Origin of the sequence: Nocardia lijiangensis NBRC 108240 (assembly GCF_001613045.1) — a bacterium.
GTDB classification, from domain to species: domain Bacteria; phylum Actinomycetota; class Actinomycetes; order Mycobacteriales; family Mycobacteriaceae; genus Nocardia; species Nocardia lijiangensis.
Genome location: NZ_BDBP01000078.1, coordinates 18809 through 31295, shown reverse-complemented (window position 1 = coordinate 31295; position 12487 = coordinate 18809). Strand labels below are relative to the sequence as shown.

At 70.3% G+C, this 12487-nt stretch carries 9 protein-coding genes; 6 read left to right on the top strand and 3 right to left on the bottom strand.

Annotation, left to right across the window (positions count from 1 at the left end; all coding sequences use genetic code 11):
- Positions 1-92 precede the first annotated feature (92 nt).
- Complete coding sequence (locus NL1_RS26650; protein ID WP_067844852.1) at positions 93-1844, top strand: MinD/ParA family ATP-binding protein; 1752 nt, start codon at positions 93-95, stop codon at positions 1842-1844.
- 111 nt (positions 1845-1955) lie between these two features.
- Here NL1_RS26650 and NL1_RS26645 read toward each other — a convergent pair whose 3' ends face one another.
- The gene (locus NL1_RS26645) at positions 1956-2852 is read right to left on the bottom strand and encodes a LysR family transcriptional regulator (RefSeq protein WP_067844851.1); all 897 of its coding nucleotides are present in this window, start codon (positions 2850-2852) and stop codon (positions 1956-1958) included.
- 123 nt (positions 2853-2975) lie between these two features.
- Here NL1_RS26645 and NL1_RS26640 point away from each other — a divergent pair, with 123 nt between their 5' ends.
- From NL1_RS26640 to NL1_RS26620, 5 genes are all read left to right on the top strand, one after another.
- Complete coding sequence (locus NL1_RS26640; protein WP_156095065.1) at positions 2976-3908, top strand: EamA family transporter; 933 nt, start codon at positions 2976-2978, stop codon at positions 3906-3908.
- 258 nt (positions 3909-4166) lie between these two features.
- On the top strand, positions 4167-5888 hold the full coding sequence (locus NL1_RS26635; protein ID WP_084510969.1) for a hydroxysqualene dehydroxylase: 1722 nt from the start codon (positions 4167-4169) through the stop codon (positions 5886-5888).
- A 110-nt stretch (positions 5889-5998) separates the two neighbouring features.
- The gene (locus tag NL1_RS26630; protein WP_067844798.1) at positions 5999-6631 is read left to right on the top strand and encodes a pyridoxamine 5'-phosphate oxidase family protein; all 633 of its coding nucleotides are present in this window, start codon (positions 5999-6001) and stop codon (positions 6629-6631) included.
- Positions 6632-6889: 258 nt separating this feature from the next.
- Complete coding sequence (locus NL1_RS26625; protein ID WP_067844850.1) at positions 6890-8110, top strand: MurT ligase domain-containing protein; 1221 nt, start codon at positions 6890-6892, stop codon at positions 8108-8110.
- On the top strand, positions 8103-8813 hold the full coding sequence (locus tag NL1_RS26620; RefSeq protein WP_067844796.1) for a type 1 glutamine amidotransferase: 711 nt from the start codon (positions 8103-8105) through the stop codon (positions 8811-8813). Before NL1_RS26625 ends, NL1_RS26620 begins: the two co-directional genes overlap by 8 nt.
- An 11-nt stretch (positions 8814-8824) precedes the next feature.
- On the opposite strand, the gene NL1_RS26615 is transcribed toward NL1_RS26620, so the two are convergent.
- Together NL1_RS26615 and NL1_RS26610 are read right to left on the bottom strand one after the other, a co-directional pair.
- Positions 8825-9739 carry a transglutaminase family protein gene (locus tag NL1_RS26615; RefSeq protein WP_067844848.1) on the bottom strand — a complete coding sequence of 305 codons (915 nt, stop codon included), beginning with the start codon at positions 9737-9739 and terminating at the stop codon, positions 8825-8827.
- The gene (locus tag NL1_RS26610; protein WP_067844849.1) at positions 9736-12468 is read right to left on the bottom strand and encodes a circularly permuted type 2 ATP-grasp protein; all 2733 of its coding nucleotides are present in this window, start codon (positions 12466-12468) and stop codon (positions 9736-9738) included. The genes NL1_RS26615 and NL1_RS26610 overlap by 4 nt, the downstream gene beginning before the upstream one ends.
- Positions 12469-12487: the final 19 nt, after the last annotated feature.

Genomic DNA, 12487 nt, shown 5'->3' with positions numbered 1-12487 from the left:
CGAGCTCTCTGCTCGAATCCCGAGCAGATGGGGGAACTGTGACAAACAACGACCACAATCCGACCTCGCCGCCCTGGCTGCAGAGTCATTCGGTGGATACGGCCGCAGTCACCGCCGAACCCTCCGGATCGCATGTGGCGCAGGACGAGCCGAACGATACGCCCGCCGAGGCTCCCGAAAAGGACGCCGTAGCAGCGCCCGTAGCCCCGGAAGGGCAGGAGGGCAGTCGCGAACAGGCGCAGGCCGACGCCGCGCCGGAACCGGCACAGCTCATCGGTTATCCGCCCGCGGTGGGCCCCGGCGACCCGACCGGCGTGTACCCGCAGCCCGTGGCCCCGTCCGGCTACGGACCCGCCGAGGGTTTCGCGCCCCCCGGAGTGCCTGAGCAGTACGGTCCGTACAGCACCGGCCAGTTCGCGCAGCAGCCCGGCCCCTACCAGAGCGGGCCGTATCAGCCGGGCCCCGAACACCTTCCGCCGCCGCCCGGTCCCGAGCAGCACGGCGCACCGTACGGCGAGTACCGCCAGGAGATCGGGCCCGATGGTCTGGTTCGTCGGGTTCCGCAGGAAAGCGGGCCGGAAGCCGGTGCGGCACAGGATCAACCGAGCGGCCCGATCTACAGCTGGGCGCCGCCGCCCATGCCGGTTCAGCCGATGCAGCAGCCGCCGCAGCCGATGTACCAGGAACCTCCCGCGCCGATGGGTCAGCCCCCGCTCGGCCCGACGCCGCCTGGCCTCACCGGGCCCGGTCAAACGCCGCCCGGGCTCACCGGTCCCGGCCAGACACCTCCAGGGCTCACCGGTCCCGGACAGCAGTGGCAGGGCGGACCGCCGCAGCAGCCGCAGCACCAGCCGTTCCAGCCGCAGCACATGCCGCAGCCGGGTCAACCGGGTCATTCGGTCAATGACCTGAACCTGCTCAAGCGCGCCCGCCGCGCCCCGCGAAGCGGATGGCGCCGCGCCGTCCACAAGGCTTCCGGCGGCATGATCAACCCCGGCGAATCCTCGGCCGACGTCGTTTTTCGCGATCTCGTCGACCAGGTGAATCAGCCGGTGCGCGGCGACTATCGGATCGCGATCCTCTCGCTCAAGGGCGGCGTGGGCAAGACGACCACCACGGTCGGCCTCGGCTCCACCTTCGCCTCGCTGCGCGGCGACCGGGTCATCGCGATCGACGCCAACCCGGACCTCGGCACGCTGGCGCACCGGGTGCCGCGGCAGACCCGCTCCACCGTGCGCAACCTGCTCGAGGATCAGCAGATCTCCAGGTACTCGGATGTCCGCGCGCACACCTCGCAGGCCCCGAGCCGACTGGAAGTGCTTGCCTCCGAACAGGATCCGGCGGTCTCCGAGGCGTTCAGCGAGGCCGACTACCGCAAGGCCATCGGCATCCTGCAGTCGTTCTACAACATCATCCTCACCGACTGCGGCACCGGTCTGATGCACTCGGCGATGTCCGGCGTGCTCGATATGGCCAGCTCGCTGGTGCTGGTCACCTCGCCGGCCATCGACGGCGCGCGCAGCGCCTCGGCGACGCTGGACTGGCTCGACCACCACGGCTACGGCAAGCTCGTCGAGCGCACGGTGGTGGTGGTCAACGCCTCGCGCCGCGGCGCCTCCACCGTCGACCTGGACCAGCTGCGCAAGCTGTTCCTCGACCGCACCCGCGCAGTGCAGGTGGTCCCGTTCGACGATCACCTGGCCGAGGGCGCCGAGATCGACCTCGAGCTGGTGAGCAAGCCGACCCGGCGGGCACTGCTGGAACTGGCCGCGATGGTCGCCGACGATTTCGGCTACATCGGCGCGCAGCAGTACCAGCATCCCGGGCCGATGGGTATGCGCTGAGTGAAAGTCGCGGCCCGGCAGTCGAACTGCCGGGCCGCGTTCGTTTCCGGAGGCTGCCGCTCGGCCGGTGACCTGAGGCCGCAGTTTCGGCGCCGGTGCCCCGCCGACTTCCTACTCCGCGGTGACCTGCTCCGCCCCGGCCCGGAACGCTGCCAGCACCGTGGCGATCGCGGGACGCTTCTCCGCGTGCGGCCGCGTGACAAGGTCATAGTTGCGGGCGGCCCGGACGCCGGAGAGGCGCAGCATGACGAGATCCGGGTGGGCGACGGCGAAGCGCGGCATCAGCGCGACACCGTAGCCGGATGCGACGAGCGTCTCGATGACGCGGAAATCGTTGAGCCGCTGCGCTATTCGAGGCTGGACACCGGTCACGGTGGCGATCGATTCGAGTACGTCGTCGACCGGGAAGCCGCCGCGCACGCTGAGCCAGGTCTCCTCGGCGAGTTCGGCGGGCGTGACCGAGCGCTGCCCGGCGAGCCGGTGCGTCGGGGCGACGACCACGTCGATGGGTTCGCGCATGAGGAAACGCGAGGTGATGCGCGGTCCGGCCACCGCGCCGGAGCGTTCGTCGCGGTGGGTGAGGACGATGTCGTAGTCGGCGAGCAAGCGCGGCACACCGACCGGTGGCACGTCCTCGTCGCGGGCGACGATCTCGACACCGCTGCCCGCCAGCGCGGGAAGCACCAACGGCAACAGCAGCGCCGCGCCCGACGGAAACAGCGCCACCCGCACCCGCCCGCGCGGCGAGCCCCGATAGTGCGCCATCTCCGCGACCGCCCGGTCCATGGCGGCGAGCACCTCGTCGGCGCGGACGACCAGCGCCTGCCCCGCGTCGGTGAGCCGGATGCGGCGGCCGTCGGGTTCCAGCAGGGCGACGCCCGCCTCTTTCGCCAGCGTCTTGAGTTGCTGCGAGACCGCCGACGGCGTCATCGACAGCGCGTCGGCCACGGCCGAAATGGTTCCGCGGTCGGCGAATTCGCGCAGCACCCGCAGCCGATCCACGGACATCGGCGGCCCCTGCGGCTCGACCGGCACCGGCGCACCCTTCCTCTCGATAGTGAAGCATCTCTACAATATCAGTGCAGATTTATTCGATTGTGCTGATGGTTTCCGCGCTCGACCATGGTGTGCGTGACCAACCGCGACCGCCTGCTCGGCCTCACCGTCGTCCTGCTCTGGGGCCTGAACTTCATCGCCATCCGAGTCGGGCTCGACCACTTCCCTCCGCTGTTCTTCGCGGCCCTGCGCTTCGCGGTGCTCGCGGTGCCGGTGCTGCTGTTCGTGCCGCGCCCGAACGTGCCGCTGCGCTGGCTGCTGTTGTACGGCACAGGTTTCGGCGTGCTGCAGTTCGCGTTCCTGTTCACCGCGATGCGCGAGGGCATGCCGACCGGGCTCGCTTCGCTGCTGTTGCAATCTTCGGCGCCGTTCACGGTGGTTCTCGGCGCGCTGCTGCTGGGTGAGCGGCTGCGGCCGATCCAGCTGGGCGGGTTGTTCGTCGCGGTGGCCGGGATCGTGGTGATCGGCGCCGACCGCATGCACATCGCGCCGCTGCTGCCGCTGCTGCTCACCCTCGCGGGCGGGTTGAGCTGGGCGTTCGGCAATATCGGCTCCCGGTTGGCGGCGGCCTCGGGCGGGGTCGACCCGCTGCACCTGACCCTGTGGATGACGGTGGTGCCGCCGCTGCCGCTGTTCGCCCTTTCCGCGCTGACCGAGGGTCCGGCGGCCGGTTGGCACGCGCTGGCCCATATCGCGTCACCGACCGGGTGGCCCGCGCTGATCGGCCTGGCCTACATCGTCGCGCTGGGCACGGTCGCGGGTTCGGGGTTGTGGACGTTCCTGATGAGCCGCTATCCCGCGGGCGTGGTCGCACCGCTCTCGTTGCTCGTCCCGATCGTCGGTATCGCCGCGGCCTGGGCTTTCCTCGGCGAAACGCCCACCGCCCTGCAGCTGGTCGGCGGGCTGGTCGTGATCACCGGCGCGTTCGTCGCCACCACCGGCGGCCGCCCGCCGCGAGTGGCGAAGGCCACCGAGCCGGATCGGACCGCGGAACCCGCGCTGCGCTGACCGGCCACCGAAGTGCGAGTTTGCGAATTGCGGGTTTCGGGAAGTAGCTCGCGCCGCGCGCGGGCGGCGGTACTCTCGGGGCGCTGTACTCGCCGCGGCCGACGTTCGATACCGGCCGCGATCCGGCGGCGACAGGGGCGGGTGGGATGGTCCCGAGCAGGCGCTTTACAGTGAGTGCGGCGGTGAAGGTAGGGTCCCGAAGGCTAGGCAGCAGAGTCGCGCATGGCAGAAAATCGATGGGTCGTCTCGCGAAGAACGATGCTTCGCGGCACGGCGGCAGTGGGGGTTTCGACAGCGGGTGCGCTGAGACCCGGGCCCGCTCGTGGCGCTCCGGACGGCAAACGCGTAGCGGTGCTCGGTGGCGGGGTCGCGGGCCTCACCGCGGCACACGAGCTGGCCGAACGCGGCTTTCGGGTCACCGTCTACGAGAGACGGGCGCTCGGCGGTAAGGCGCGCAGCATCCCGATGCCCGGCACCGGATCGGGCGGACGTCCCGATCTACCCGGCGAACACGGCTTCCGCTTCTTTCCCGGCTTCTACCAGCACATTCCGGACACCATGCGCCGGATTCCGTTCGCGGGCAACGCCGATGGCGTGTGGAACAACCTGATCGCCATGCCCGAGGCGCGCATGTCCCGCCGCGGCGGTGACGACTTCCGCATCCCGCTCGGCTTCCGCGCCAAACCCAATCCGACACCGGACGACTTCCGCGAGACCGTCGGCGCCGCCCTCGCGACCGCGCTGAAAATGCCCGCCGCCGAAGGACTTTTCTTCGCCAACCGGCTGCTGGTGTTCAACACCAGCTGCGACGCACGCCGCTACGGCCAGTGGGAGCACCTGGCCTGGCGCGATTTCGTCGGCGCCCACCAGCGTTCCCACGAATTCCGCGCGCTGATCTCGCGCACGCTGACCAGCATCATGGTCGCCGCCAAGGACAATCTCGCCAGCGTGCGCACCATCGGCAACATGGGCGAGCAGTTCCTCGGCAATCCTTTCGAGGTCGGCAACGACGGCGCGCTGGACCGGGTGCTGAGCGGACCGACCAACGCGGCATGGATCGAACCGTGGGCGGCGCTGCTGCGCGAGCTCGGCGTCGAGTTCGCGCTGGGTGCGGAGGTGCGCGGGCTGGAGGTGCGCGATCGGCGCATCACCGGCGCCCGCATCGTCGACGGCAGCGGCAGCCGCACCGTCGAGGCCGACTACTTCGTGGTGGCGCTGGCCGCCGAGCAGGCCCGCGCCCTATGGTCGCCCGAGGTGCTCGCGGTGCGCCCCGAGCTGGCCGCGATGGACCGGCTGTTCGTGGACTGGATGACCGGCATCCAGTTCTACCTGCGCAGACCGGCCGAGATTTCCAAGGGCCACACCGCCTATATCGACGCGCCGTGGTCGCTCACCTCGATCAGCCAGAACCAGCTGTGGACGCGCAAGCTCGCCGAATTCGGCGACGGCACCGTGCAGGACTGCCTCTCGGTCGACATCTCCGACTGGAACACCCCCGGCATCCTGTACGGCAAACCCGCCAAGGAGTGCACGCACCAGGAGATCGCGCGCGAAGTGTGGGCGCAGTTGCAGGCCCATCTCAACGACCGCGGCGAAGAGCTCCGCGACGCCGATCTGCACTCCTGGTTCCTCGATCCCGCGATCGTCTGGCAGTCCGAACAGCGCCGCAACACCAACGCCGACCCGCTGCTCATCAACACCGCCGGTTCCTGGGCGTACCGCCCCGAACCGCACGGTGATCTGGAAAACCTTTTCCTCGCAGGCGATTACGTCCGCACCAACGTCGACCTGGCCACCATGGAGGGCGCCAACGAGTCGGCGCGCGCCGCGGTGAACGCGCTGCTCGACGTCGCGGGCTCGGTCGCGCCGCGGTGCCGGACGTACACGCTCTACCGGGCCGCGGAGCTGGAACCGTTGCGGCGCATGGACGCCGACCGCTACGCGTCAGGGCAGCCGAACCTGTTCGACGTGCAGTTCTGACCGTATCGGCCGACGACTTCGTCCGGCGGCGCGCGCGGCTGTGGCGCATCTCCCTGCCGCAACTCGATATTCGGTCGTCCGCGGGGCCGGGACGGTGCTTCAATCGAAGTATGGGCGAGACCACGGAGATCACCGACCCCGCCGACCTGCGCGCACTGCTCGGCGCAGTAATGCCGCGCGCGGCAGCCAAGGAACGAGTCGCGCTGCACCCGCGCGACCGCGAGTGGATCGCCGGCTCCCCCTTCCTGGTGATGAGCACCAGCGACGCCGACGGCAACTGCGACGCCTCACCCAAGGGCGACCCGGCGGGTTTCGTGAAGGTGCTCGACGACCACACCCTCGCCATCCCCGAACGACCGGGCAACCGCAGGGCCGACGGCTACCTCAACATCCTGGCCAACCCGCACGTCGGACTGCTGTTCCTGATCCCGGGCCGCCGCGACACCCTGCGTATCAACGGCCGCGCCCGCCTGGTGCGCGACGCCACGTACTTCGACGACATGGTGATCAAGGGACACCGCCCGATCCTGGCCGTCGAGGTCGCGATCGAACAGATCTTCTTCCACTGCGCCAAGGCGTTCCTCCGCAGCCACCTGTGGGAGCCGGAACAGTGGCCCGCCGATACCCTGCCCAGCGCCGCCTGCCTGACCAAGGACGTGATGCCGGATATCACGGAGACGGTGGAGGAGTTGGAGCGGTACTACTCGCCGGAGAATTACGCCGCGAAGTTGTACCGGGACTGAGTTCGCAGGGTGTACCTACCCAGGTCGCTCTGAGGTGGTGCCGTCGATTTCGTCCACACTCACCCAACACCCGCCGCGACTGCGCCTCCCACACACCCCGCATACGCCGCACAGCGCCACCGCTTGTGTGAGGAGCGTGAACCGTGTGTGGGACCAACCCTCGAAGTGACGGTGAACACAACCCCCTCCCCACCGGCCGACGCTGTCGGAGCACGCCCCGCACCCCGCACATAGACTCTCGGCGTGGCGAAGATATCGATGCGTGGGCGGATCGCCCTGCGGGCCGCGGCGGCAGCGTCGTGGGCCTCGCAGAAGGCGGGTCGCGGCAAGGGTTCGATGATCGGCGGCCTGATCGCGCTGAAGATCGACCCGACGATCATGGATCAGCTCGGACGCGGCAGGCGCACGGTGCTGGTGACCGGCACCAATGGCAAGTCGACGACGACGCGGATGACCACCGCCGCGCTGAGCACCCTCGGCCAGGTCGCCACGCAGGCCGACGGCGCCAATATGGACGCGGGCATCGTCGCCGCGCTGAGCACGCACCAGGGTGTGCCGCTGGCCGCCATCGAGGTGGACGAACTGCATCTGCCGCACGTCAGCGATTCGCTGAACCCGTCCGCCGTGGTGCTGCTGAACCTCAGCCGCGACCAGCTGGACCGGGTCGGCGAGATCAACATGATCGAGCGCAAGTTGCGCGCGGGGCTCGCCCGCCACCCCGACACCGTGGTGATCGCCAACTGCGACGACGTGCTGGTGACCTCGATCGCCTACGACCACCCGAACGTGGTGTGGGTCGCCGCGGGCAGCGGCTGGGCGATGGACGCGACGAGCTGTCCGCGCTCCGGAGAGCCGATCGTGTGGGAAGGCGCGCACTGGCGCAGCACAGGAACGGATTTCCAACGCCCGCAACCGGATTGGCAGCTCGACGGGAACGAGCTCGTCGGCCCCGACGGTGAACGCCACCTGCTCGAGCTGGCGCTGCCCGGCCGGGCCAACCGTGGCAATGCCGCGCAGGCGGTGGCCGCGGCGGTCGCACTCGGCGCGGAGGCGGCCAAGGCCGTCGTGGCCGCGGGGACGGTGCGCGAGATCGCCGGGCGCTACCGCACCGTGCAGGTCGGCGAGCACGCCGCGCGCCTGCTGCTCGCCAAGAACCCGGCGGGCTGGCAGGAAGCGCTGTCGATGATCGAGCCGACCGCGGCCGGACTGGTGATCGCGGTGAACGGGCAGGTGCCCGACGGCGAGGACCTGTCCTGGCTGTGGGACGTGCGTTTCGAGCACTTCGAAGGCGTGCAGGTGGTCGCCTCCGGCGAGCGCGCCACCGACCTCGCGGTGCGCCTCACCTACGCGGGCGTCGAGCACACCACCGTGCCGGATCCCTTGCGCGCCATCGCCTCCTGCCCGCCCGGACAGGTCGAGGTGCTCGCCAACTACACCGCGTTCCGCGACCTCAACCGCGACTTGGAGAATCATGGGTGACTCGACGGTACGGATCGGCCTCGTACTGCCCGATGTGATGGGCACCTACGGCGACGGCGGCAACGCCGTCGTGTTGCGCCAGCGGCTGCGCATGCGCGGCTACGACGCGGAGATCGTGGAAATCACGCTGCCCGAACCGGTCCCGAACTCGCTGGACATCTACACCCTCGGCGGCGCGGAGGATTCGGCACAGCGGCTGGCCACCCGGCACTTGCAGCGCTACCCGGGGCTCCAGGAGGCGGCCGCGAAAGGCGCACCGGTGCTTGCCATCTGCGCGGCCATCCAGGTGCTCGGCAACTGGTACGAGACCTCGTCGGGCGAGCGCGTCGACGGCGTCGGCCTCATCGACGTGACCACCGCACCCCAAGCCAAGCGCGCCATCGGCGAGGTGACCACCAGCCCCATGCTGGCCGGTCTCACCGCGCCGCTTACCGGCTTCGAAAATCATCGCGGCGGAACGAAACTCGGCTCCGCGGCGACCGGATTGGCACGAGTCACCCGCGGCGTCGGCAACGGCGTCGGCGACGGCCTCGAGGGCGTGGTCCAAGGCTCGGTGATCGGCACCTATATGCACGGCCCCGCCCTCGCCCGCAACCCTGAACTGGCCGACCTGCTGCTCACCCGAGCCCTCGGCATCGACACGCTCGAGCCGCTGAACCTCCCCGAGGTCGACCAGCTCCGCCGCGAACGCCTCCGCGCCTGAGGCCCGGGGCATCACAACTCCACCGGGGCGACGTCCACCGACACGGTGATCGTGCTCTCCTTGGCCTCGGTGTAGATGATGCCGCGCAGCGGCGGCACGTCCGCGTAGTCGCGACCCCACGCGGCGACGACGTAGCGCTCGTCGGCGAGTTGATCGTTGGTGGGGTCGAAGCCGATCCAGCGGCCCGCACGTTCGGCCGGGCTCTCCGCCGGTATCCACACCGCCGCCCAGGCGTGCGTGGCATCGGCGCCGACCATGCGCTCCTTGCCCGGCGGCGGGTCGGTGGCCAGATAGCCGGACACGTACCGCGCGGCCAGCCCGTGCGACCGCAGGCAGGCCGCGCCGATCCTGGCGAAATCCTGGCAGACGCCCGCGCGCGCGGCGAACACGTCGATGACCCTGGTCGAGACGTTCGTCGAGCCGGACCGGTAGGTGAAGTCGCGGTGGATGCGGGTGGTCAGCTCGGTCACCGCGGCCAGCAGCGGACGGCCCGGGGTGAGCGATTGCGCGGCGTACGCGGTGATCTCGTTGGTGATCTCCGGCGGGTGCAGGTCGAGGGTGAATTCCACGGCGAGCGGACCGTTCGCGCCGCCGGGGCGGGCGGACTCCCACGGCTGCATCGCCGGGCCGTCGGTCAGCTCGCCGGGCGGGTCGACCTCGACCGTCGACTCCGCGCTCACCACCAGCGCCCGATGTTCGGCCGTGACGTGGAAATAGCAGGTGGTGTTGCCGTAGACGTCGGTGCCGATGGACCGGTCCGAGGGCACCGGGTCGATGTGCACGTCGTGCGTGAGCAGCCGCTGACCGGGGAACTCCCGCGGAGTCAGGTAGGCGCGCCCGTAGGAGTTGGTGACATCCTCGGAGTAGGAGTACGTGGTGCGATGGGCCACCCGATACCGCCGGGTCACGCCGTTGCCGCCGATCATCCGACCACCCGCGTGCTGCCCCACAGCGGCTGAATACCCACCGGCAGCGAGAGTTTCGTCGTCTCGAAGGATTCCGCGACCTTGCACAGGCGCAGGTGCACGCCGTCGAGCAGCTCGGCCAATTCGGTGCGCCTTCCGCTCTCGTCGGTGACCTCCAGCTCGTCCGGGTCGAGGCGGCGCAGCATGCGCTGTGCGTCGGCGAGCAACCGTTGCGGCCGTGAGGATCCCGAAGCGCCGGGCAGCGCGGCGAAATCGGCCGCGAGCCGTTCCAGCTGGTAGGCCAGCGACCGCGGATTGGCCGCGTCGAACAGCAGCAGGCCCGCGACCGCTGATACCCGCACCGAATCCCGGTGTCGCCGACGGTAACTCACCGACGACTCGGCCGCCTCCAGCACCGCCTCGGTGACCACGCGCTCGGCCTCCGCGGGGTAGGTCTCGGTCAACGCCGCGGACAGCAGCGCCGTCACCGCCAGCCCGCGCTCGATGCGCTTGCCGATATCCATGACGCACCAACCGATGTCGCGCACCACGGATTCGGCCCAGATGCCGGACAGCGAGAGCAGGGCGGCGAGCGTCAGCGAGTGCACCGCCGAGAGCGCCGTCTCCTGATCGCCTCCGCTGCCACGGTATTCGGCGAGCGCCCGGTCCACCGCGCTGAGGATCATCCAGGTGTCCTGCGAGAGCTGGTCGCGCACAGCGCGGGCCGACGAGCCGTACCGGTCGATCGCGAAGGCCAGCGATCCGGACAGCTCACGGTCGATGGTCAGCGATTCGAGATAGTCGTGCCCCTCGCGGGACGCGCCCGCCACGGCGGACACCCAGCCGTTGCCGTGCTGCGAGCGCTCCGAAACCGGGAAACCCGTTGCCGCGCCAGGTGACTCAGCGGCGGGAGGATGCGCGTCGTCGCCGTGGATCACCGCGTCCGGCGCGACGGTGCAGGTCATCGCGGCCAGCGCGGACATCAGCACGGGCACCGCCTCCGCGCCCTCCATCCATGGCCGGTAGCGATAGTCCTGGTAGCGATCGTGGGTGGCGATGAGCAGGCGCACCGCCGCCTCGGCACGTTCGCCGTAGCGACCCATCCAGAACAGATCGCTGAGCACGCGCGGCGAGCTGATCGCCTCGACGACGGGCGCGGTCCGCCGCTCGCGGGCCTCGTGCGGAGCTTCGGCGCTGACGGCCGTCGTCGCCGCGGGTGCCGCGCGGACCCAGACATCCTTGGCGGCAACCTTGATCACCACCCCGTCCGGCCGGGTGCGCTGACGCAGCTGGCCGAGGCCGCCCGCCATCGCGGTGTATCCGCCGCGGCGGGCCAGCGAGAACAGCCGCATGCCCACCGGCGCCGCGGCCAAGCCGCCGTACCCCTGCACGGCCGGGGCCACCGAGAACTGGGACGGTTCCTGGCCCACCCATTTCCAGCCGTTCGCCTCGATGCGCCGCCGCAACTCCTCGCGCATCGTCGTGGAGAGATCCGGACCGAACAGCGTCGCGCCGTCCACCGCCGAACGGATGATCAGGTTGTCCAGATTGGCGAGCAGATGGGAACGCTCGCTCGGGTCGCCGCCCCAGTACGAGGGCGCGCTGTCGAGCAGCAGGTCCTCACCGAGCAGCGCGCGGGAGATCCGCGGCAGAAACCCTGTCAGCGCCGGGTTTTCCAGCAATCCGCTGCCCAGCGTGTTCACCACCGTGACGGCGCCGCGGCGCAGCACCTCGACCAGGCCGACCACCCCGAGATGCGAATCCGGCCGCAAGTCGAGCGGATCGGAGAATTCCGCGTCGACCCGCCGCAGCACCACGTCCACCCGCCGCAACGTGCCGAGCGAACGCATCCACAGCGCGCCGTCGCGCACCACCAGATCGGCGCTCTCCACCAGCGGGAAACCCAGCGTCGACGCGAGATACGCCTGATCGAAGGCGGTTTCGGAATGCACGCCAGGGCTCAGCACCACCACCACCGGATCGTCGTCGGCCACCGGCGCCGCTTCGATGAGCAACAGCCGCATCGCCCTGGCGAACGGTGTCAGGGGGCGCGGGCTGGAGTGCTCGAACGCCTCCGGGATCGCGGTCGAGACCACGCGCCGGTCGGCCAGCGCGTAACCAGCACCCGACGGCGCCTGCGCCCAGTCGGCGATGGCGCGGAATTCGCCGTCACCCCACCGGCTGATGTCGCAGGCGTGCAGGAACAGCTGGTGCCGTCCGGGAATCGTGATGCCGTGCGCGGCGCGCACATAGCCCGCGTTGCCGAACACCACCTCCGGCGGCAGCAGGCCGGAGGTGATGGTGCGGCGCGAACCGTAGACGTCGGTGAGCACCTCGTCCAGCACCCGGGAGCGTTGCACGAGCCCGGCCTCCAGCCGGGTCCAGTCGTCGGCGGAGACCAGCAGCGGGATCGGGTCCAGTCGCCACGGGGTCGGAATCGCGGCCTCGCCCGCCCGTACCACCTCGGTGTAGGTGATGCCGTCGTCCTCGATCAGCCTGCGCACCCTGGTGTCCAGCCTGCCGAGCCCGGCGATGCCGATCTCGACGAAATCGGCCGAGAGCTCCGACCACATCTGCCGCACGGCGCCGTCGGCGTCGACCAGTTCGTCGTAGTAGTCGCCGGTCGGCCTGCCGCATTCGTCGTAAGCCCCGCTGTGCCCGCCCTCGGCCCGGTACCGCGCGAACTGCGCGGCGATCTGTTCCCGCACGTCGGCGGTGGTCGCCGCCGGGGGCCCCGCATCGGCGACCATGCCGACCTCACCTCCGCTG

Excerpts from the sequence above, each read along its gene's own strand:
- NL1_RS26645 (WP_067844851.1), bottom strand. The coding sequence starts at position 2,852 with ATGTCCGTGGATCGGCTGCGGGTGCTGCGCGAATTCGCCGACCGCGGA.
- NL1_RS26635 (WP_084510969.1), top strand. The coding sequence starts at position 4,167 with ATGCTTCGCGGCACGGCGGCAGTGGGGGTTTCGACAGCGGGTGCGCTG.
- NL1_RS26630 (WP_067844798.1), top strand. The coding sequence starts at position 5,999 with ATGGGCGAGACCACGGAGATCACCGACCCCGCCGACCTGCGCGCACTG.
- NL1_RS26625 (WP_067844850.1), top strand. The coding sequence starts at position 6,890 with ATGCGTGGGCGGATCGCCCTGCGGGCCGCGGCGGCAGCGTCGTGGGCC.
- NL1_RS26620 (WP_067844796.1), top strand. The coding sequence starts at position 8,103 with ATGGGTGACTCGACGGTACGGATCGGCCTCGTACTGCCCGATGTGATG.
- NL1_RS26615 (WP_067844848.1), bottom strand. The coding sequence starts at position 9,739 with ATGATCGGCGGCAACGGCGTGACCCGGCGGTATCGGGTGGCCCATCGC.
- NL1_RS26610 (WP_067844849.1), bottom strand. The coding sequence starts at position 12,468 with ATGGTCGCCGATGCGGGGCCCCCGGCGGCGACCACCGCCGACGTGCGG.